Below are 20,933 nucleotides of genomic sequence, written 5' to 3'. Positions count from 1 at the left end.
TCGCTCCCGGCTCTGGGAGCGTGCTTGACTGGGGGTAGTCCAAGACAGTGCCTCTCAATGAGTCGGCGACGCCATACGGGCTGCCACCCGGCGTCGCCGATTCCGCTGTCGGTGCTTGTGTGCTGGGACTTGGGCCGCCCCGGTCAGCGCCGGAATCGCTGAACCGGGGCACGGCTCAGGCCGCCGCTTGGTCGACAGCCTCGGCGCTGTCCACCTCGAGGCCGAGGTAGCGCAGCAAGTCGTAACGCGTGCATCGGTACTGCCGCCCGAGGCGCAGCACGCGAATCGGGTACGTGCCCTGCTTGGCCAGGGCGAATCCCGTCGTGCGGCCAAGGTTCAGCGCGCGGTTCGCGACGTCGAGCGGGAAACTCACCGGTAGGTCCATCAGTTCGGCATGCGTCATTCCCCGGGGCACCTCCGCCCCTTCCATGGCATGGGCCATCGACACCGAGCACCTCCTGATCAAGGTCGACTGATCTTCGAACACCGTATCGGGTTAGCTTGCCGAGAGCCAACCTATCCAATAAATTGCTTCACCATGGAGCAAACAGATTGGCCTACGCGTCTAGCCCACCGGATCGCCGGGGAAGTACGCCGGTATCGCACCATGCGCGGCATCAGCGCCCAGCAGCTCTCCGACCTGTGCTCGGCCGTGGGCATGGACATCCCCCGCGCAGTCATCTCGAATCTCGAAAACGGGCGCCGAACGTCCGTCACTGTGGCGGAAGTCCTCGTTCTCGCCGCTGCCCTGGACGTGCCTCCACTGCTCCTCGTGTTCCCCGTCGGTTACGAGGAGGTCTGCGAAGTACTCCCAGATCGCCGGCGCGACACGTGGGGCGGTTTCCTGTGGGCGGCTGGCGACCGAGACACCAAGGGCAGCGCGCTGCCGATCCGCGGCGACCTCGAAAACTTCGACAACGCGTCATCGACGCTGTACCGGACCTTCTACGAGACCGTGGAACAGGTCTCAGCCTTCATGTTCCGTGCCATCGAGGATGAGGACAGAGCTCGGAAGACGCAGAACGAGAAGGTGCGCAAGAGCCTGGTGGACTCCGCGCGTCTGCACCGGATGATGGCGCGCGATGTCTACAGCGAGCTGCGGGAGACGGCTGACGTCATGGCCGAGCACGGCATCGCCGTACCCCACCTGCACACGTACGACGCGGTGTTCGCCGACCTTGCAAAGGAGTACGAGTGAAGGGGTCCACGTTCCGCCGCTGCGCCTGCCGCAACCCCGAGACCGGCAAGCAGTACGGCAAGTCCTGCCCGAAGTTGACCAACAGGCGCCACGGCCTGTGGAGCATCCGGCAGGAGCTGCCCGCCGACAAGGACGGCAAGCGGCGCACCTTCCGCCGCAACGGCTACGCGGCCAAGAGCGATGCACAGACCGACCTCGACAAGGTGCGTGCGTTGCTCACCATTCCGGAGGACGACGACCCCGACGGCCGCCTGCGGATCGGCGACCTCCTCGAGTCCGTGGCATCCAAGCGGGAGCCGATACCGGACTACGAGGAGACGAAGCGCCGGTTCCGGTCGGGGCAGTCCCTCACCACGCGCATCACGGTCGCCGACTGGCTCGACGAGTGGCTCTCGGGGAAGCGGCGCCGGGACTCGACCCTTGATGGCTACGCCTCGCACATCCGCGTACATCTAAAGCCACGTATCGGACACTTGCGCCTCGACCGCCTCACCGTCGGCCACCTGCTCGAGATGTTCGACGCGATCGAGGATCAGAACGAGGAGATGCTTGCCGAGAACGCCAACCGCCGCGAGCAGATCGCGCGATGCAAGCCAACCAGGCCGGGACGGCCCACGGCGGCCGAGCGGGCGCGGCTGGCCGAGGAGCGCGCGAAGCTCGCCGAGATGAAGCCGTTCCGGAAGATCACGGGAGCGGCGAGCCGTCAGCGCATCCGCGCCACCCTGCGCGCCGCACTCAACGACGCCATCGCGCGACAGTTGATCACCTTCAACCCGGCGGCCCATGTCGAGCTGGAGAGCGGCAAGCGCCCGAAGGCCCTCGTATGGACCGAGGAGCGCATCGCGCAGTGGCAGCGGACGGGCGAGAAGCCGTCGCCGGTCATGGTGTGGACGCCGGAGCAGACGGGCGCGTTCCTCGACCGGGCCGCGAAGCACCGCCTCTACGCGCTGTACCACCTGATCGCGTTCCGCGGCCTGCGCCGCGGCGAGGCATGCGGCGTGCGCTGGGCAGACGTCGACCTGCGGGCGCAGACGCTCACGGTCGCCAAGCAGCTCGTACAGCGTGGATGGAAGATCGAGGAGTCCGCGCCCAAGACGGACAGCGGGGAACGCGTCGTCGCCCTCGACTCCGAGACGGTGAATGTCCTCAAGGCGCACCGCAAGCGCCAAATGAAGGAGCGCCTCAAGTGGGGCGAGGCGTACGTCGAGACGGGCCGCGTCTTCACGCAGGACAACGGCGAGTGGCTGCACTCGGCATGGGTGACCGACCAGTTCCTGCGGCTCGCCACCGAGGCCGGGCTTCCGCCGATCCGGCTGCATGACCTGCGCCACGGCGCGGCGACGCTCGCCCTCGCGGCGGGAGCCGAGATGAAGGTCGTGCAGGAGATGCTCGGGCACTCGTCCATCACGATCACGTCCGACACGTACACGAGCGTGCTGCCGGAGGTCGCGCGGAAGGCGGCCGAGGACGCCGCGCGGCTCGTTCCTCGGCAGGCCCGTCGTACCGCCGGGCTCACTTCGGGCTCACATGGGGCCAGCAAGGCGCCCGGAAACGGCAAAGCGCCCCGCCCGGGGAAGCCGGACAGGGCGCTCAAGCGCAGGTCAGACGAGGTTTCCCCCGACCCGCGGGCGGTAGGCCGTGTGGGACTCGAACCCACAACCAATGGATTAAAAGTCCACTGCTCTGCCAATTGAGCTAACGGCCCGCGATCGTGCTCCCCCCGAGCATAGCGGGGCTGGGCCGGGCAGCCGATCGGGTATCGCCGCGGGCCGCCCAGCGCCACCGGCGCCGGCCCAGCAGAACAGCACGCAGTCCTGCGAGGCCTGCGCTCAAGGCGCGCCCCCGCCCCGAGCCAACCGTATGTCTGTCGGCTGCCCGCGTCAGATGACCGCGTCAGACCGCTCGAGCCATTGAGGGTGACCAGCTCGCCGCAGCTGTGCCGCCGAGAAAAGCGGGCCCGTCCGTGAAGGATGGGCCCGCTTGTCCTGGTCAGCGGCTTGTGCGACGCGAGCGGCGGCTCGCGCAGGCGTCAGCCGTTGCGCTTCCAGCGAGGCTTGTCGGCGCGGCGGTCGAAGGAGCGGCCGCCCGTGCTGCCACCGCGGTGGTCGTCCCGGCGGGCCGGACGGTCGTCGCGGCGGTCGCGGTTGAACGGCCTGTCGCCGCTGCGGTGGTTGTGGTCGCGGTGGCCGTGGTCGCGGCGCTCGAAGGAGCGGCCGCCGCCGAAGCCGCCGCGCTCGCCGTCCCGGCGGTCGCCGTTGAAGGGACGGTCGTCCCGACGGTCACGACTGCTGAAGCGCGCGCCCCGGTCGTCGCGGCGCTCGAACGGGCGGCCGCCGCGGTCGTCACGGCGGTCGCGGCCGAACGGGCGGTCGTCGCGCCGGTCGCGGTCACGATCACGGTCCCGCCCCCCGAAGCCGCCGCGGTCGTCACGGCGCTGGAATCCACCGCGGGCACCCCGGTCGCCACGGTCACCGCGATCGTCACGGCGCTGGAAGCCGCCGCGCTCGCCGTCCCGGCGGTCACGGTTGTACGGCCGCTCGTCCCGCCGGTCGTAGTCCCGACGATCGTCCCGCCGGTCGTCCCTGCGGTCACGCGCGGAGGGGCGGTCGTCGCGGCGGTCGTAGTCACGGCGGCCGGACCGCTCGTACGAGGTGGGGCGCGGCTGCTCGTACGACACCGGCTTCGCGGCCGGAGCCGTAGCGGACGCCTCCGTCACCACGGCCTCAGTCCCGGCCCGGGACCCGGACCCGGCAGCGGGCGCCGCCTGGGCGGGAACCTCGGCCAAAACCTCACCCGGGGCCCCACCCGAGACCTCGCCGGCCCCGGCCGGAGCGGCCGCGGAAGCCACCGAATCCGCGGAAGCCGCCGAAGCCGCGGAAGCCACCGGCTCCTCGCCCCGCTCCCGCGCAGCCCGCGCCGTCAACCGGTCGGCCTCCTCGCGGAGTTCGGCCGCCCGCCGCTGGGCCCGCTCCAGCTCCCGCGTCAGGTCGTGCACCTCGCGCTCCGCCTGCCTGGCGGCGTTCGAGGCGGACTCGGCCTGCACCTCGGTGAGCGAGCGCGCGCCCGTAATTCGGGCCACGTCCTCGTCGAACGCGCCCGCGCCGCCGACGATGTGGCGCGAGGCGTCCACGCCCGCGTCCTCCATCAGCCGGAAGATCTGCCGCCGCTGATGCGGAAGAGCCAGCGACACCACCGTGCCGCTGCGGCCCGCGCGGGCCGTGCGGCCCGACCGGTGGAGGTAGTCCTTGTGGTCACCGGCCGGGTCGACGTTCAGGACCAGGTCGATGCCGTCGACGTGAATACCGCGCGCGGCGACGTCCGTTGCGACGAGCACGTTCACGTACCCGTCCTTGAAGTCGGCGAGCGTACGGGTCCTGGCGCCCTGCGTCATACCCCCGTGCAGCGCGTCCGCCCGCACCCCGGCGTCCTGCAGCTGCTCGGCGACGCGGTCCGCGCCCAGCTGGGTGCGGACGAAGATGATGGTGCGGCCCTTGCGGGCGGCGATGGCGGCCGTGACCGGAGCCTTGTCCTTCGGCTTCACGACGAGGACGTGGTGGGTCATGGTCGTGACCGCGCCCTGCGCAGCGTCCACCTCGTGGGTGACCGGGTCGGAGAGGTAGCGCTTGACGAGCGTGTCGATCTCGTTCTCCAGCGTCGCGGAGAACAGCATCCGCTGACCGCCCGGCGGCACCAGGTCCAGGATCTCGGTGACCTCGGGCAGGAAGCCCATGTCGGCCATCTGGTCGGCCTCGTCGAGGACCGCGATCTGCACCTTGTCGAGCGCGGCGGCACGGCGGTCGATCAGGTCGCGCAGCCGGCCGGGGGTGGCGACGAGGATGTCGACACCGCGCTCGAGGGCGCCGATCTGATTGCCCATCGACGTACCGCCGCAGACGACCTTGAGCTTGAGGCCGAGCACGTCGCCGTAGGGCTGGAGCGCGTCCGACACCTGCATCGCGAGCTCGCGGGTCGGGGTGAGGATCAGGCCGCGGGGGCGCTTCTTCTCGGTGTAGCCGCCGGCCAGCTGGGTCAGCAGCGGGAGGCCGAAGGAGAGGGTCTTGCCGGAGCCGGTACGGCCTCGGCCCAGGATGTCCTGGCCGCCCAGGGCGTCCGGGATGGTCGCGGCCTGGATCGGGAACGGGGTGGTCACGCCGTTCTGGGCGAGCTTGCGGACGACGGGCTCGGGGAGGCCCAGGTCCGCGAAGGTGGTCTGCGGCGCCTCGGTGGCGTCGGCAGCCTCGGCGACCTGGCCGTTCTCACCGTTCTCGGGCACGACGGCTTGGTCAGTAGCGGAAACAGACATGCGAAATGCGAAACCTTCCGGAGTCTCGGCACGCGCCCAAACTCCGTGATTCGCATACGACCGCCTCTATGCGGTCAGCCACGGCAAGGACAAGGAACGCGCCATCACGGCGCGCTTCGGTTCGGCGCCGGGCAACATGGGATCAAACGATCTACCACCATACGCACCCGGCGGCCCCGCAGGCAAACCCGCTCCGGGGAGACGTGCGCCACCCCGGGTGGCTCCCGCGTGGTTCCGCATGGCTTCGCCCGGCGACCGATGGCGCGGCTCTACGTCAGGGGCTCGGACTGCGGTGTCGCGTCGGGCTCGCGCTGCGCCGTCGGCGAGTCCTGCGAGCCGGAGCCGGAGTCCGAGCCGGAGCCCGGCGGCGGTGACCACTGAGGCGTGGACCCGCTCGGCTGTGGGCTCGACTCCGACGGCTCCGGCGGCGACTGCGACGAGGTGGCGCTGGGCTTCGGTGACGCGGTGCCGCCCGTCGGCGAGGCCGTGGACCCGGACGGCTCGGAGGGGCCGGGGCGCACGTCCGAAGTCCCCGGGCGCGCCCGGTCGCTCGACGGGCTCGCGCCCGCACCCGCGCCCTTCCCGTCCCCCTGCGCGCCGCCCTCCCACGCCTGGCTCCCACCGTCCGCCGAGCCGCTGCCGCCCGCGCGGCCGTTCCGTACGTCCCCGCCGGCGCCGCCGTTGGTCACCGCCACCCCGCCGTCCGGCTTCGCCGCCCCGCCCGGGTGCCCGGCCGGACCGGTCCGCTTCGCGTCCTCCGCACCGCTCACGCTCATGCAGCCCGTCGCCGCCGCGAGCACGAGCGCGGCGGCGGCCAGGCGGCGGACCGGCGTGCGCGCGCCGGGCCTGCGGGCGGCGGCGGTACGGGAGGGAAGGCGGCGGTCGGGGAACAAGAGCACGTGCGGGCACCTCCGGCGTGGCGGCTGGACAGAGTTCGCCGTGCTCAACTCCCCCTCCCCCGGCCAGGACACGGCCCGCGCGGCGGGCAAAAATGTCATGTCTCTGCCGAAGTCGCCAGTCTCAGCCGAACAGTCCCTCCGCCACCGTCACGCCGAGAAAGGCCGCGCAGAGCCCGACCAGCAGTGAGCCCACCGCGTTCGCCACGGCCATGAACCCCCAGCCGCGCTCCGCGAGCCGCAGCGACTCGTACGAGAAGGTCGAATACGTCGTCAGAGCCCCGCACAGGCCGGTTCCCAGCAGCCACTGCACCTGCGAGGAAGCGGCTCCCGCCGAGGCCGCGCCGGTCAGCACGCCCAGCACCAGACTCCCGGCGGCGTTGACGACGAAGGTCCCCCAGGGGAAGACCGAGTCGTGCCGCGCCTGCACCGCGCGGTCGACGAGGTAGCGCAGGGGCGCGCCGACGGCCGCGCCCGCCGCCACCAGCAGCCAGCTCACCGCCGCGCCTCCGCTCTCACGACCGCGCGCGTCGCGGTGGCCGCGGCCCACACCGCGCAGAGCGCGGCCACGAGCGTTCCGGCCGCGTACGCCAGCGCCGTACCGGCCTCCCGGCGGTCCAGCAGCTCGGACAGATCCACGGCGTACGTCGAGAAGGTGGTGTAGCCGCCGAGTACGCCGGTGCCGAGGAAGGGCCGTACGAGTGGGTGGCCCGCTCCGTGCTCGCTCACCAGCACCATCAGCACGCCGATCAGCGCGCAGCCGCTGACGTTCACGCCGAAGACGGCCCACGGGAACGAGCCCTCGGGGGCGGGCCAGGCGAGCTGGGCGCCGTACCGGGCACTGGCTCCGAGCGCGCCGCCGATCGCGATCACGGCGAGCACCTGCCAGAGGCGGTGGCCCGCGGTTTCCGCCCGGTCGGCGGCGACGTGGAGATCGACGTCGGGGTCGACGGGCTCGCCGCGGTACTCCTCGGTCGCGGCGGACGCCCCGTGCGGCTCCGGCGGGCGCCGCCGCACTTCCCGGCCTGCGCCGCTCACCCGTACCCCAGGGCGTGCAGCCGGGCGTCGTCGATGCCGAAGTGATGGGCGATCTCGTGCACCACGGTGACCTCGGTCTCGGAAACGACGTCCTCGCGGGTGTCGCACATCCGCAGCGTCGGGCCCCGGTAGATCGTGATCCGGTCCGGCAGGACGCCCGCGTACCACTCACCGCGGTCGGTGAGCGGCGTCCCCTCGTACAGCCCGAGCAGCTCGGGATCGTCCGTGGGCGGCTCGTCCTCGACGAACACCGCGACGTTGTCCATCAGCCTCATCAGCTCCGGCGGAATCCGGTCGAGGGCTTCGGCGACCAGTTCCTCGAACTCATCACGCGTCATCTCCAGCACGTGTCTCATTCTCCGCCAACCCACCCCCGACGGAGCCCGCACCCCGAACCGACCCGCTCACCGCGCCGGGCGCGGCGGGCCGGGCCGGGCCCGGCGAGAAGGTCGGGAGCCCCGGTCTCGGGGCCACGAAGCACATAACGGGTACGGCGGCCCCGACCGCACCGGTCGACGTCCGCGGCGGAAATGATCCGCGCCCGCCGCAAGGGCTGGCCGCAGTGCCGCGCAACGGCCACGGTCCTGTGGAGTGGCGCGGACCTCGCGGCGCGAACTTCGCAGAACCCCACGGACGCGCATCGCCCGGGGGCCACGCCCCCGAGGACGCGCAACGTCCCGCGGGGTGGCTCCCCGGCCGGGAGGCCACCCCGCATGGCGCCCGCACCCTCTGGGCATACGGCCCCAATGGACCGCGCATCTCCCCGGTCGCCCCATCTACCGCATCTACTACGTCCACTGCGCACTTCACTGCGCGCAGTCGGCGCGAGCGCGCAGCGGCGCTGGCGGGCGTTCGCCAAGCGCGTCGCGACCGCGACCGGCTCCGCACCCGGATACCGGTCCCCGACGGTCGCGCTCACCCACACACCCCACCCCTACGCCCGCGCCCTCGGCCTGATATCCGTCGTCCTGCTCGGCGCGTGGCTCGGGCTGCTGATCGTCGGCAGCGTCCGTACGCCCGTCGGGCCCATGGAGACCCGGATGACGCTGCGCCCCTCCCTCACCGGCGGCACCAAGGTGAACGTCTCCCCGCTCGGCTCGCTCGAACTCCGCAGCCACGCCGCCCCCATCAGGCTCGACGTCGACGTCGACCAGCTGGACCCCGAGCGCTCCGCCGCGCTGGTCAACCACCCCGAACGGATCGCCGGCCTCCAGGACGAGGTCTCCCACGACGTGGCCGCCGGCACCTTCGACCTGGCCCTCCGCTCCTGCGTCGCCGTCGTGTCCGGCTCATGCGCACTCGGTCTCGCCGTCTACCGGAAGCCGCGCCGCGCGCTCGCCGCCGGCGGGCTCGCGCTGACCCTGCTCGCCGCATCGGGCGGGCTCGCGTACGCGACGTGGAACCCGAAGTCCGTCCTGGAGCCGAAGTTCTCCGGGCTGCTGTCCTCGGCCCCCAGCGTGGTCGGCAACGCCCGCAGCATCGTCAGCGATTTCGACGTCTACCAGCAGGAGTTGGCCCGGCTCGTCACCAACATGACCAAGCTGTACGACGTCACGTCCACCCTCCCCGCGTACCAGCCCGACCCGACCACCGTCCGCGTCCTGCACGTCTCCGACATCCATCTCAACCCGGCCGCCTGGCACCTCATCGAGTCGCTCGTCGAGCAGTACGAGATCGACGTGATCGTCGACACCGGCGACACCATGGACCACGGCTCGGCGGCCGAGAACGGCTTCCTCGACCCGATCCCCGGCCTCGGCGCCCCCTACGTCTGGGTGCGCGGCAACCACGACTCGGCCGCCACCCAGAAGTCGATGGAGGGGCGACGGAACGTCCACGTCCTGGATCACGGAAAGACGGTGGAGGTGGCCGGGCTGCGGCTCGCGGGCATCGGCGACCCGCAGTTCACCCCGGACCGCTCGGTCGTCGCCGCGGGCGACCCGGCCGAGGAGCGAGTGGGCCGCGAGCTGGCCACCGCGCTGCGGGTCCAGAAGGCCGTCGGCAAGCCGGTCGACATCGCCCTGGCCCACAACCCGGTCGCCGCGGAGCAGACCGACGGCACGGTCCCGCTGGTCCTGGCCGGCCACATCCACCGCCGTACGAACACGCTCATGGAGCACGGCACCCGGCTGAGGACCGAGGGCTCCACGGGCGGCAGCGGGCTGCGCGCGGTCGAGGGCGAAGAGCCGGACCCGGTGGAGGCCTCGGTCCTCTACCTGGACCGGGACACTCGCACGCTCCAGGCCTGGGACGAGATCACGCTGGGCGGCCTCGGCCTTTCGACGGCGGAGGTCAGCCGCCATCTCCCGGAGAACAACACGCCTGGTGCGGCCCCTTCTCCATCCGTCTCCCGATCGGTCTCTCCATCCGAGTAAGGACCCTCGGGAAACAGTTTTGGCGATAGCTCCCCCCATCCCATATGCTTCTCACGTCCCCGACGGCGCCGATAAGCGCTCAGGTGGGCCATCAGCCCTCATCGTCTAGTGGCCCAGGACGCCGCCCTTTCAAGGCGGTAGCACGGGTTCGAATCCCGTTGGGGGCACGCAAGATCCTGTGCGAGACTGGTCCTCGCACAAGCTTGGTCCTGTGGAGCAGTTTGGAGTGCTCGCCACCCTGTCAAGGTGGAGGCCGCGGGTTCAAATCCCGTCAGGACCGCTGCGGCTGGGTAGCTCAGTTGGTACGAGCGTCCGCCTGAAAAGCGGAAGGTCGCCGGTTCGACCCCGGCCCCAGCCACCGCAGCCCTCACCAGGGCAAACGCCCCCACTGATGATCTATCGGCGGGGGCGTTTTCGTGTCGGTTACGCCAACCGGTACGCCCACGGCTCTCAGGACAGCGTCTCCCCAGCTTCCTGAGCGCCTTCCGCTGCTCATCCAGCGAGGCGTGCGCGTAGACCTTCATCGTCACGCCGATGTCGCTGTGACCGACGATCTGCCGGACGATGCGCGGCGGCATGCCGGCGGCGGCCCGCTCCTGCCCCTGGGAGCACGAGGCCAGGGACAGGTCGAGGCGGAGACGGCGCACGAATCTCCCGTAGGACGAGCGAAGCAACAGAGAGTATGTCGGTCGCTCTGATCGCTGAAAGCGGGACCATCTCTTTCGGACGGCCTGCTTGCTGCATCTCTCCACCGGTTTGGGGTGACATGGCTACTTAGTGGAATCGCAAACTTCTCTTGTGTTACCTTCGCGCGCTCCTGACAGGTGGACGCGCGGTCGAGTCGACTCCCGCTGGACGCTGCCTGTCTTTTAACACTTGGAGGAATGCGTGACAGGACAGCACACGCCTGGCCGCAGACGCACACTCATACGCACGGGCATCGCAACCGCCGCCGCCCTCGCGGTGGCCAGCGGCGCGGCTCCGTTTCTCATCCAGGGCGCTCAGGCCGAACCGGCGGCGCTGACGATCCCGGCGCCGGACCGGTACATGCCGCGCAGCTACGGCCTGGCGATGGCGGGCACGACCGGTCACCTTACCCGGGTGGAACGCGACGGCGACGACCCGGTCAACACCGCCACGGGCTACCAGTGGATGACCGCCGACGGCGACCCGCAGCCCATCGGCGCCGACCCGGCGGACAGCTCGGCGGAGCGCATCCTGGGGTCCCCGTCCGACGTGGTCGGGGTGTACACGACGGCGACCAGGTCGGTCGAGCTGAAGGACATGAAGGCCGGTACGTCCACGACGTTCACGCTGCCCGAAGGCCATACGTACCACGGCAACTACGGCGACACCGTGCTGAGCGCAAGCTGGACGAGCTCCCGCGAGATCGAGGCCCTGCACCTGCTGCGCATGAAGGACGGGCAGCTCACGGACACCCCGGTGACCGGCGAGAACGGGGTGAAGCCGAGCGCGGTCACCGCGCTGGGCTGGGGCGCGGGCACCCTGGCGATCCGCGTCTCGGGCGACTCCACGGGCAGCTTCGGCCTGGTGGACCTGTCGACCGGCGAGATCACGGCCGTCGTGCCGCGCAGCTACGGCAGTGGCGACAGCCAGGTGGAGATCTCCGAGAAGTACGTCGCCTGGTTCGATCCGCGCTACGGCGACCAGCAGGTGCACGTGTTGCGCAGGGACAGCCTGGGCGGCGCCGAGTCCACCGTGCCGTTGCCGTCGTCGTACGACCAGGAGTCGTTCTTCAAACTGGTCGGCGACTGGATCGTGTCGAATCGGCAGACCCGGTCGTTCCGCAACAGCGACGCCCCCAAGGACCGTGGTGAGCCGCTGCTCGCTCGGCCGATCGCGGGCGGCGACGCGAAGACGCTGCTGCCGCACGCCCGGACGGCCCTCGCCGCGACGCCGGACGGCGCCATGCTCGCGCCGGGCGGCAGCTCGGCCGGAGACTGGGCCGTGCACCGCGTCAGCCAGGCCGCGGACGGAAGCCTGGACGTCACCAAGGCGCGGGCGATCCAGCCGAAGGAAGGCACGTTCGGCGCCGTGACCCTGGCCGCGGGCGACCTCGCGTTCCAGTCGCCCGACGCGAACTACCTGCCCTCCCTCTACCGGCGCCACATAGAACTCGGCGATAACCCCACGGCCGGGCAGCACAGCCTGGTGGCGCAGCCGCCGCTCAGCACGGACGGTACGGGCGGCACTGCCGGGAACGGTGCCGTGGCCACCGGCGATGGCCGATTCGCGTACCAGTCGACCACCCCGGGAGCCAACGGTGTCGAGGCCCGCACCGGGCCCGACGACGGCGTCACCGTTCGCACAGCGACGAACGGATCGGTGCTCGACGCCTCCGGCCGCTATGTGGTCTACGGCGAGGGCTATACGTCCTCGTTCGGCGAGCACACCCAGTACGTGGTCGACCTCGACAAATCCGGCGACGACAAGGTCCTGCTCACCCGCCCCGCCTCGGCGTCGGCGGTGTGGGGCACCAAGTTCTGGACACCCGGGGACACGGCGGGCACCGTCAAAGCCACGGACCTGAAGACCGGTACCACCGAGTCGTTCTCCGTCGGCAAGGAGTGCACCTTCACCGATCTGCAGGCGGTCGGCCGCTGGGTCTACTGGAGCTGCGGCGTCTCCGGCGAGCCCAATGCCTCCGGCGTCTGGGACCGTACGACGCGGCGGAACATCGATGTCCCCAGCGGCGGCGAGCTCGGTGACGGCTACGTCGTCCGGCACGACGAGACGGTGGGCAAACTCCAGCTTCTCGACTTCCACACCGCCGACGGCTCCGTGGAGACGCGCGACGTGGCGGACATCAACACCTGGTTCAACCGCGGGTACTACGCGGTCGACCGCTTCGGTGGCGGCGTCGCCTACGTCCCGGGCAGGGGCGACAAGGCGGGCGCGATGAACGCCGTCGGCTCGGGCGTTCCCACCTCGCCGCTCGTCAAGATCGAGTCGCACCCGGAGAGGTCCGTCGACCTCAAGTCGGCCACGGACAAGGAGTGGAACGGCTTCTGGCAGCTCTCCAAGCCCGCCACCGGGGCCACGGTCGAGGTCAAGGACCGGGCCGGAAAGGTGGTGCGCACCCTGGACGCCGGCCAGCACGGTGCGGCTCTCTCCGTCGCCTGGGACGGCAAGGTCTCCGACTCGGCGTACGCCGCCGACGGCACGTACACGTGGCAGCTGAGTGCCGCCCCGAAGGACGGCAGCGGTGCCGCGCTCTCGCTGTCCGGCACCTTCACGCTCTCGGGCGGCATGCGCGGCCATCACGACCTCAACGGTGGCGCGGGCGACCTCGTGACGCTCAGCCCCTCCGGCTACCTCACCACCCACTACGGCGACGGCAAGGGCGCTTTCGGCAGCAAGGCGTCCGGCTCCGGCTGGCCCGCAGGGACGTACACCGTGCCCTTCGGGGACCTGACCAAGGACCGCTGCAACGACCTCCTGGTCCGTACGCCCGAGGGCACCCTGCGCCGCTACACGGGCAAGTGCGCGGGCGGCGGCTACAGCCCCAGCAGCGCCTACACGGCGATCAGCACCGGCTGGCAGCAGTACGACGTGCTGACCGCGCCCGGCGACCTGACCGGCGACGGCCGTACGGACCTCATCGCACGTCAAGCCTCCACGGGTGATGTCTACCTGTACGCCGACAACGGCGCGGGCGGCTTCAAGAGCCGGGTAAAGATTCGCTCCGCCTGGACCACGTACACACGCATCGCCGGCGTCGGCGACCTCAACGGCGACGGCTTCGGCGACCTGCTCGCCCGCCGCAGCGACGGCACGCTCTTCCGCTACGACGGCACGGGCGCGGGCCAGTTCAAGGACCGGGTCACCGTCTTCACGTCGTGGGGCAAGACCTACAACGCGATGGTGGGCGTCGGCGACATCACCGGTGACGGCAAGGGCGACCTCGTCGTCCGCGACACCTCCGGGAACCTCTACCGCAACGACGGCAAGGGGAACGGGTCGTTCAGCTCGCGTACGCAGATCGCCACCGGGTGGCAGGGCTACACGGGCCTGTTCTAGCCACATGTAGCCATCGCTCGGCGCATGTCGTGCCCCCGGCGAGGGAATCGCTGGGGGCACGACGAAAGACGGGCAGAGCACGTAGAGCACAAGGTGCGGATGTTCCGGGAGCGGATGGGCTCATTGTCGGCGGTCATGTACTCGGCGATTCTCCGGCCAGGCCCCCACGATGCGTCCCCAGACCTGCTCTGCAGGGCCGGAGGCCCGCCCCCGCATGCGCCGGGCCGACCCGGCCCCTCCCCCGCGGGGGAATCCATTGGCCCAGGGATTCCGCGAGGTGCGATCCTTGACCAGGTATGCCTACTTCCTCGCCTTCCCCTAACGCCTTCGCCGCCCTGCAGAAGCGGCTGCCCGAGCTCACGCTGCGCGACGAGCGGCGGCTCGGGCGGCGGCTCGACGGCGCGCGGCGGATCCGTAAGCCCGAGGCCCGGCAGGCCGTGCTCGAGGAGATCTCGGCGGAGATCGAGCGCGCGGAAGTCCGGCTGGGGGGCCGCCGGGCGGCCGTGCCCGAGGTCACGTACCCCGAGACCCTCCCCGTCAGCCAGAAGAGGGACGCGATCCTGGCGGCGATCCGCGACCACCAGGTCGTGATCGTCGCGGGCGAGACCGGCTCCGGCAAGACCACGCAGATCCCCAAGATCTGCCTTGAGCTCGGCCGCGGGGTCCGGGGCCTGATCGGGCACACCCAGCCGCGCCGGATCGCGGCCCGCACCGTCGCCGAGCGCGTGGCGGAAGAGCTCAGGACGCCGCTCGGTGCGGCCGTCGGCTGGAAGGTCCGTTTCACGGACCAGGTGGGCGACGACACCCTCGTCAAGCTCATGACCGACGGCATTCTGCTCGCCGAGATCCAGACGGACCGTGAGCTGCGCCAGTACGACACGATCATCATCGACGAGGCCCACGAGCGAAGCCTCAACATCGACTTCATCCTCGGCTACCTCGCGCAGCTGCTGCCCCGCCGCCCCGATCTGAAGGTCGTCATCACCTCGGCGACGATCGACCCGGAGCGCTTCTCCCGGCACTTCGACGACGCCCCGATCGTCGAGGTCAGCGGCCGTACGTACCCGGTGGAAGTGCGCTACCGGCCCCTCCTGGAGGAGAACTCCGACGACAGCGACCGCGACCAGGTCACGGCCATCTGCGACGCCGTCGACGAGCTCCAGGCCGAGGGGCCCGGCGACATGCTCGTCTTCCTCTCCGGCGAGCGGGAAATCCGCGACACCGCGGACGCGCTCAACAGGAAGAACCTGCGGGCCACGGAGGTCCTCCCGCTCTACGCCCGGCTCTCGCACGCCGAGCAGCACCGCGTCTTCCAGCGGCATCCGGGCCGCCGGATCGTCCTGGCCACCAACGTCGCCGAGACATCCCTCACCGTCCCCGGCATCAAGTACGTGATCGACCCCGGCGCCGCCCGGATCTCCCGCTACAGCCACCGCACCAAGGTCCAGCGCCTCCCCATCGAGCGGATCTCGCAGGCCAGCGCCAACCAGCGCAAGGGCCGCTGCGGCCGCACCTCCGACGGCATCTGCATCCGCCTCTACTCCGAGGACGACTTCCTCTCCCGCCCGGAGTTCACGGACGCCGAGATCCTCCGCACCAACCTCGCCTCCGTCATCCTCCAGATGACCGCGGCCGGGCTCGGCGACATCGAGAAGTTCCCCTTCATCGACCCGCCCGACCGCCGCAACATCAAGGACGGTGTGCAGCTCCTCGAGGAGCTCGGCGCGCTCGACCCGAAGCAGAAGGATCCCAAGAAGCGGCTCACCCAGCTCGGCCGCAAGCTGGCCCAGCTGCCCGTGGACCCGCGCCTGGCCCGTATGGTCCTGGACGCGGACCGCAACGGCTGCGTGCGCGAGGTCATGGTCATCGCCGCCGCCCTGTCCATCCAGGACCCGCGCGAGCGCCCGTCCGACAAGCAGCAGCAGGCGGACCAGCAGCACGCCCGCTTCAAGGACGAGACGAGCGACTTCCTCGCCTTCCTCAACCTCTGGCGCTACATCCGCGAGCGGCAGAAGGAGCTGTCCTCCTCCGCCTTCCGCCGCATGTGCCGCAGCGAGTTCCTGAACTACCTGCGGATACGGGAGTGGCAGGACATCTACACGCAGCTGCGCCAGGTCGCCAAGACGATGGGCATCCATCTCAATGACCAGGACGCCGCCCCGGACCGCATCCACACCTCCCTCCTCGCGGGCCTGCTGTCGCACATCGGTCTGAAGGACACGGACAAGAACGAGTACCTGGGCGCGCGCAGCGCCAAGTTCGCCGTCTTCCCCGGCTCCGCGCTCTTCAAGAAGCCGCCGCGCTGGATCATGTCGGCCGAACTCGTCGAGACCTCCCGCCTCTGGGCGCGGGTCAACGCGAAGATCGAGCCCGAGTGGATCGAGCCGCTGGCCCAGCACCTGCTCAAGCGGACGTACAGCGAGCCGCACTGGGAGAAGGACCAGGCGGCGGTCATGGCGTACGAGCGGGTGACGCTGTACGGCGTGCCGGTCGTCGCTCAGCGCAAGGTCAACTACGGGCGGATCGACCCGGAGACCTCGCGCGAGCTGTTCATCCGCAACGCGCTGGTGGAGGGCGACTGGCGGACCCACCACCAGTTCTTCCACGACAACCGCAAGCTCCTCGGCGAGGTCGAGGAGCTGGAGCACCGCGCCCGCCGCCGCGACATCCTCGTGGACGACGAGACGCTCTTCGACTTCTACGAGCAGCGGGTCCCGGAACACGTCGTATCGGGCGCGCACTTCGACTCCTGGTGGAAGCACACATGCCGTGAGGAGCCCGAACTGCTCGACTTCGAGCGGTCGATGCTCATCAACGAGAGCGCGGAGGCCGTCACCAAGGACGACTACCCGGACTCCTGGCGGCAGGGGAAGCTGAAGTTCCGGGTCACGTACCAGTTCGAGCCGGGCGCCGACGCGGACGGCGTGACCGTCCACGTCCCGCTGCAGGTGCTCAACCAGGTCACCCCCGACGGCTTCGACTGGCAGATCCCGGGGCTGCGCGAGGACCTGGTCACCGAGCTGATCCGGTCCCTGCCGAAGGCGATCCGCCGCAACTACGTCCCGGCGCCGAACTTCGCCAGGCGCTTCCTGGACTCAGCGGTCCCGGTGCAGGATCCGCTGCCGGCGGTGCTCGCGCGCGAGCTGCAGCGCATGGTCGGCGTGCCCGTGACGGCCGACGACTTCGACCTCGCCAAGGTCCCGGACCACCTGAAGATCACCTTCCGGGTGATCGACGAGCGCCGGCGCAGGCTGGCCGAGGACAAGGACCTGGACGCGCTGAAGCTGAAGCTCAAGCCGAAGACCCGCGCCGCGATCTCCAAGGCCTTCGAGAAGGCCGCCGAGACCTCCGGCCATACGGGCCCTGAGCAGCGCAGCGGCCTGACCCAGTGGACGATCGGGGCGCTGTCCCGCACCTTCGAGACCCGGCGGGGCGGCCAGCCCGTCAGGGCCTACCCGGCGCTGGTCGACGAGGGCACGTCGGTCGCCGTACGGCTCTTCGACACCGAGCCGGAGCAGTCCGAGGCGATGTGGCGCGGCACCCGCCGCCTGATCCTCCTCAACATCCCGACCAACCCCGCCAAATTCGCCCAGGACAAGCTCAGCAACCAGCAGAAGCTCGCGCTCTCGAGCAACCCGCACGGCTCCATCCAGGCGCTCTTCGACGACTGTGTGACGGCGGCCGCGGACAAGCTCATGGCGGCACACGGCGGTCCGGCCTGGGACGAGGAGTCCTTCCGCAAGCTCTTCGACGCCGTACGGGCCGATCTGGTGGACGCCACGATGGACACCATCCGCCGGGTCCAGGAGGTGCTGGCCGCCTGGCAGTCCTGTGAGCGCCGCCTGAAGGCGACGAAGAGCCTCACCCTCGTCCCGGCCCTCACGGACATCAGGGAGCAGCTGGACGGCCTCATCAAGCCGGGCTTCGTCACCGCCCACGGCGCGCGCCGCCTGCCGGACCTGCTGCGCTACCTGGTGGCCGTCGACCGGCGGCTGACCCAGCTCCCCACCGGCGTCCAGCGGGACACCGCCCGGATGGCGAAGGTGCGGGAGATGCAGGACGAGTACGCGTGGCTGCTGGAGCAGCTGCCGCAGGGCAAGCCGGTGCCGCGGGAGGTGCGGGAGATCCGCTGGATGATCGAGGAGCTGCGGGTCAGCTACTTCGCGCACGCGCTGGGCACGGCGTATCCGGTGTCGGACAAGCGGATCGTGAAGGCGATCGACGCCGCGGTCCCGTAGCGCCGCCGTCGCCGGGAGTGAGTTCGACCGGCCCCCCTGAACTGCTGTACAGTCTCTTCTCGCGGCAATACGCAGCTCAGCCGCGAAAATCTGGTCCTGTGGAGCAGTTTGGAGTGCTCGCCACCCTGTCAAGGTGGAGGCCGCGGGTTCAAATCCCGTCAGGACCGCAGCGAAACCACGGCCCGCATCCCACCCCGGATGCGGGCCGTAGCGCTGCCCGGCCCGGGAGCAGCCCCCAGAGGCCGGGCCCGCGGCTGAGCCGCGAATCAAACCCAGCAAATCCCGCCAGGACCGCAGCAGCCACATCGGACACAAGGCCCGGATCCTCAGGATCCGGGCCTTGTGCGTGTCTTGACTGCGACACGCACCCGGGGGTACCCAGACATCAGGGGATGCGGGGTACAGGAGGTAATGCGCGCATGGCGACGTCTGCGAGGCATGAGACCAGAGCGCTGCTGCGGGCCCATCTGTCGGCCGCGGTCGGCTATCGCCACCTCACCCGCCATTGCCCGGTCTGTCACCAGCTGCTGCGGCTCGCGATGGAGCCTGGAGCGACGGAGCGCACCGACCCCGACGAGGCCCCGGAGACGGGCCCGGACGAAGGCCCCAAAGGCCGGTGACCAAGGGCGCCTTGCCTCGCCCGCGCCCACTACCGCAGAGTTGCATGAGGGGACAAGCCGGTTGTCCTGTGACGGGAGTCACCGAAGAAGTTTCGGAAGTGGCGGAACCTAACCCCTCCCTACAACAGGTCAATTTAATATGTGCAATTGCACTACCCGGCAGGACCTACTGGTGAGTCACCAGCCACCCGCAGGGGTACTTCCAGCCAGTAGCCGCCGCCGACGCGAGCAGATGCAGACAGACGCCGGCAGACGCAGGGCAGGCACAAAAAAGATCGCGCTGGACCCGGCGGAGTCCAGCGCGATCTACGACGCACCCTCAATACCGAGGGAAGGGGGCCTGTTGGGGCAGGCGCTCGTCGTGTGGAGCTAGTTGGGCCATCGCGGGGTTGGGGGTCCCGGATATGCCCCGATATGGAGTTGTTCAGGCCTCGCTACGCTGCTGCGGAATGCCTGCGAGCAGCGCCCGCACCTCGGCTTCGCGGTAGCGGCGGTGCCCTCCGAGCGTGCGGATGGACGTGAGCTTGCCTGCCTTGGCCCAGCGCGTGACCGTCTTCGGGTCCACGCGGAACATCGTGGCAACCTCAGCCGGGGTCAGCAGCGGCTCGGCATCAGGGGTGCGAGCGGTCATGAGCGGCCTCCTCGGGAGAACCGAACCATCACGGTTCTTTCCTCTAAATTCTGCACCTTGACCCGCGTTGCCCGAAATGGCGCACGCAGGCCGAGTCGGTTATAGGACGAACGGCTTGTCCTCGGCACTACAACTACACCATCTGTCCAGCCGCGTCGGCCAAACCGATGGATTTGCCCTCTCAGGTGTTCAACCTCGACGGATGCCGATGGACCGTGCCATAGCGGACAGTCACACGGCCGTGACGATCAGTCACAGTCGCGATCCGGGGTCGCGAGACCCCATGAACCGAGCGCAATGCCAATTCCTCGCCCATAGTTGGACGAAGGGAGCCCTGCCGGACTCCTTGTCCTATTTTGGCACGAGGGCATGGGATCAGGGCAAGACCTGCCTTAGTGCCGTCGGTCACGCTTGCGACAATGGCCCGGATCGGAACGTAGATCCCGGACTCGCCGGACCGGCCCCGCCTGTCCGGACCTGTCGGACCTGTCGGACCGGACCTGCCGGGCCAGACCCGCCTACCCAGAACCTGCCGGACCAGACCTGTCGGCCCAGAACCTGTCAGCTCGGAACCTGCCGGACCGGACCCGCCGGCCCGGAGCCGTCAGCTCGCGAACTGCCGTTCCCGCACGACGCGCCAGCGGTCCGTCAGCCGCTCGTACGCCCGGCCGGCGCGGGCCCCGTCGCCCTCGCGCAGCGCCTGGAGTCCCTCGGCCACATCCGCGGCCGAGTGGTCCTCGGCGAGCTGCCCTTCCGGTAGAGCATGCACCAAGCCGCCGTAGTCCAGCTCCACGAGAGACCGCGGGTGAAACTCCTCGAGCCACCTGCCCACGCTCTCCAGGCCGTCGATGAGCGGCCCCTCCCCCATGGAGTCGCGCAGCACCCGCAGCGCGCGGGCCACCCGCCGCCGTGCCTCCACCATCGGGGTGCGGTAGCGCAGCACCGGTTCTGTGACGTCCTTCACATACTCGCGCTCCTCGTCGGCGAAGAGCGCGAACCACAGGACCGGGACGTGCCAGGTCGCCGTACGGATCCACGGCCGGGCGTCCGGATTGCGCTCCAGCCACTGCTCGTAGTCCGCCTCGGCCTGCCGCCGCACCACGGCGGGCAGGACCGCGTCCAGCACGGGCGCCGGCAGCCGCTCCGCCAGCTCCTCCAGGGCCAGCCAGCCGCGCAGCCGGGTGCGCCAGGGGCAGACGCAGGTCACGCCGTCCACGACGGCGACGAAGGCGTCGCTGCTCTCGTGTACGGGCACCGGGACCGGCGGTACGGGCAGCAAGTCGGCCAGCGAGCGCCGGAGTTCGTCCTGGGCGGTGGGGATGTGCTCGCGGGCGGCGTAGCGGTACCAATGGGAGCGCTCGGGCTCGGGGAACGCGGCCAGCGGTTCGTAGACCCGCAGATAAGCCGCATACGGGACCACCACCGATGACGCCATGCCCACGCGTCCACTCCTCCGTTTACCGCCGGGAGTTGCCCACCCTGACGTTATTGATCGTCCCACGTGTGTAGGCCACACGGAGGTGATCCTCCGCAGCTCGGTGCTGGAGGGGCCCTTCAGGATCTACGCTGTGGCCACCGGGCCCTCCCCACCCG

General features: G+C 70.4%; 13 protein-coding genes, 5 tRNA genes and 1 pseudogene. 10 read left to right on the top strand and 9 right to left on the bottom strand.

Annotated features, from left to right (window positions below):
* Nucleotides 1-175 precede the first annotated feature (175 nt).
* Nucleotides 176-442 (bottom strand): hypothetical protein, encoded by a 267-nt coding sequence (locus ACTWQC_RS12150; RefSeq protein ID WP_443315630.1) that lies wholly within the window; start codon nucleotides 440-442, stop codon nucleotides 176-178.
* Between ACTWQC_RS12150 and ACTWQC_RS12145 the strand changes: the two genes are divergently transcribed.
* The gene (locus tag ACTWQC_RS12145; protein WP_443315629.1) at nucleotides 395-1,198 is read left to right on the top strand and encodes a helix-turn-helix domain-containing protein; all 804 of its coding nucleotides are present in this window, start codon (nucleotides 395-397) and stop codon (nucleotides 1,196-1,198) included. The genes ACTWQC_RS12150 and ACTWQC_RS12145 overlap by 48 nt on opposite strands.
* Nucleotides 1,195-2,796: pseudogene (locus ACTWQC_RS12140) on the top strand (tyrosine-type recombinase/integrase); the annotation flags it as partial. The gene ACTWQC_RS12145 and the pseudogene ACTWQC_RS12140, both read left to right, overlap by 4 nt.
* Nucleotides 2,797-2,830: 34 nt before the next feature.
* On the opposite strand, the gene ACTWQC_RS12135 reads toward ACTWQC_RS12140, so the two are convergent.
* The 6 genes from ACTWQC_RS12135 to ACTWQC_RS12110 form a co-directional block, all read right to left on the bottom strand.
* Nucleotides 2,831-2,903: transfer RNA gene (locus tag ACTWQC_RS12135), tRNA-Lys, on the bottom strand.
* Nucleotides 2,904-3,227: 324 nt separating this feature from the next.
* The gene (locus tag ACTWQC_RS12130; protein ID WP_443315628.1) at nucleotides 3,228-5,501 is read right to left on the bottom strand and encodes a DEAD/DEAH box helicase; all 2,274 of its coding nucleotides are present in this window, start codon (nucleotides 5,499-5,501) and stop codon (nucleotides 3,228-3,230) included.
* Nucleotides 5,502-5,770: 269 nt separating this feature from the next.
* Nucleotides 5,771-6,400: a hypothetical protein gene (locus ACTWQC_RS12125; protein ID WP_443315627.1), complete on the bottom strand. Its 630-nt coding sequence runs from the start codon at nucleotides 6,398-6,400 to the stop codon at nucleotides 5,771-5,773.
* A gap of 121 nt (nucleotides 6,401-6,521) precedes the next feature.
* Nucleotides 6,522-6,896, bottom strand: a complete 375-nt coding sequence (crcB, locus tag ACTWQC_RS12120) for a fluoride efflux transporter CrcB (protein WP_443315626.1) — start codon at nucleotides 6,894-6,896, stop codon at nucleotides 6,522-6,524.
* Nucleotides 6,893-7,414, bottom strand: coding sequence for a fluoride efflux transporter CrcB (gene crcB / locus ACTWQC_RS12115; RefSeq protein ID WP_443315762.1), 522 nt, complete (start codon nucleotides 7,412-7,414; stop codon nucleotides 6,893-6,895). Before crcB (ACTWQC_RS12115) ends, crcB (ACTWQC_RS12120) begins: the two co-directional genes overlap by 4 nt.
* A gap of 17 nt (nucleotides 7,415-7,431) precedes the next feature.
* Entirely contained in the window at nucleotides 7,432-7,782 is a 351-nt protein-coding gene (locus ACTWQC_RS12110; RefSeq protein ID WP_443315625.1) for a metallopeptidase family protein, read from the bottom strand.
* 399 nt (nucleotides 7,783-8,181) lie between these two features.
* On the opposite strand from ACTWQC_RS12110, the gene ACTWQC_RS12105 reads away from it, so the two are divergent.
* The 8 genes from ACTWQC_RS12105 (at nucleotide 8,182) to ACTWQC_RS12070 (ending at nucleotide 18,709) form a co-directional block, all read left to right on the top strand.
* The gene (locus ACTWQC_RS12105; RefSeq protein ID WP_443315624.1) at nucleotides 8,182-9,810 is read left to right on the top strand and encodes a metallophosphoesterase family protein; all 1,629 of its coding nucleotides are present in this window, start codon (nucleotides 8,182-8,184) and stop codon (nucleotides 9,808-9,810) included.
* A gap of 94 nt (nucleotides 9,811-9,904) precedes the next feature.
* Nucleotides 9,905-9,977 (top strand) — tRNA-Glu (locus ACTWQC_RS12100).
* 38 nt (nucleotides 9,978-10,015) lie between these two features.
* Nucleotides 10,016-10,090: transfer RNA gene (locus ACTWQC_RS12095), tRNA-Asp, on the top strand.
* A gap of 4 nt (nucleotides 10,091-10,094) precedes the next feature.
* A tRNA-Phe gene (locus ACTWQC_RS12090) sits at nucleotides 10,095-10,168 on the top strand.
* Nucleotides 10,169-10,698: 530 nt separating this feature from the next.
* Nucleotides 10,699-13,851, top strand: a complete 3,153-nt coding sequence (locus ACTWQC_RS12085) for an FG-GAP-like repeat-containing protein (RefSeq protein WP_443315623.1) — start codon at nucleotides 10,699-10,701, stop codon at nucleotides 13,849-13,851.
* Nucleotides 13,852-14,147: 296 nt separating this feature from the next.
* Nucleotides 14,148-18,089, top strand: a complete 3,942-nt coding sequence (gene hrpA / locus ACTWQC_RS12080; protein ID WP_443315622.1) for an ATP-dependent RNA helicase HrpA — start codon at nucleotides 14,148-14,150, stop codon at nucleotides 18,087-18,089.
* Nucleotides 18,090-18,181: 92 nt separating this feature from the next.
* A tRNA-Asp gene (locus ACTWQC_RS12075) sits at nucleotides 18,182-18,256 on the top strand.
* Between the two features lie 252 nt (nucleotides 18,257-18,508).
* Complete coding sequence (locus ACTWQC_RS12070; RefSeq protein WP_443315621.1) at nucleotides 18,509-18,709, top strand: DUF6274 family protein; 201 nt, start codon at nucleotides 18,509-18,511, stop codon at nucleotides 18,707-18,709.
* Between the two features lie 424 nt (nucleotides 18,710-19,133).
* Here ACTWQC_RS12070 and bldC read toward each other — a convergent pair whose 3' ends face one another.
* Entirely contained in the window at nucleotides 19,134-19,340 is a 207-nt protein-coding gene (bldC, locus tag ACTWQC_RS12065) for a developmental transcriptional regulator BldC (protein ID WP_003949541.1), read from the bottom strand.
* 604 nt (nucleotides 19,341-19,944) lie between these two features.
* The gene (locus ACTWQC_RS12060; protein ID WP_443315620.1) at nucleotides 19,945-20,781 is read right to left on the bottom strand and encodes a hypothetical protein; all 837 of its coding nucleotides are present in this window, start codon (nucleotides 20,779-20,781) and stop codon (nucleotides 19,945-19,947) included.
* Nucleotides 20,782-20,933 lie beyond the last annotated feature (152 nt).

This window comes from Streptomyces sp. 8N616, from assembly GCF_052246385.1.
Taxonomy (GTDB): Bacteria; Actinomycetota; Actinomycetes; order Streptomycetales; family Streptomycetaceae; genus Streptomyces.
Note: the sequence above shows the minus strand (reverse complement) of the source record. Positions and strands in the feature narration are given on the sequence as shown.

Bases quoted from the DNA above. Each gene is read 5' to 3' on its own strand.
- ACTWQC_RS12130 (WP_443315628.1), bottom strand. From the start codon at position 5,501: ATGTCTGTTTCCGCTACTGACCAAGCCGTCGTGCCCGAGAACGGTGAG.
- ACTWQC_RS12105 (WP_443315624.1), top strand. From the start codon at position 8,182: ATGGACCGCGCATCTCCCCGGTCGCCCCATCTACCGCATCTACTACGT.
- ACTWQC_RS12070 (WP_443315621.1), top strand. From the start codon at position 18,509: ATGGCGACGTCTGCGAGGCATGAGACCAGAGCGCTGCTGCGGGCCCAT.
- hrpA (WP_443315622.1), top strand. From the start codon at position 14,148: ATGCCTACTTCCTCGCCTTCCCCTAACGCCTTCGCCGCCCTGCAGAAG.
- bldC (WP_003949541.1), bottom strand. From the start codon at position 19,340: ATGACCGCTCGCACCCCTGATGCCGAGCCGCTGCTGACCCCGGCTGAG.
- ACTWQC_RS12145 (WP_443315629.1), top strand. From the start codon at position 395: ATGCGTCATTCCCCGGGGCACCTCCGCCCCTTCCATGGCATGGGCCAT.
- ACTWQC_RS12150 (WP_443315630.1), bottom strand. From the start codon at position 442: ATGGCCCATGCCATGGAAGGGGCGGAGGTGCCCCGGGGAATGACGCAT.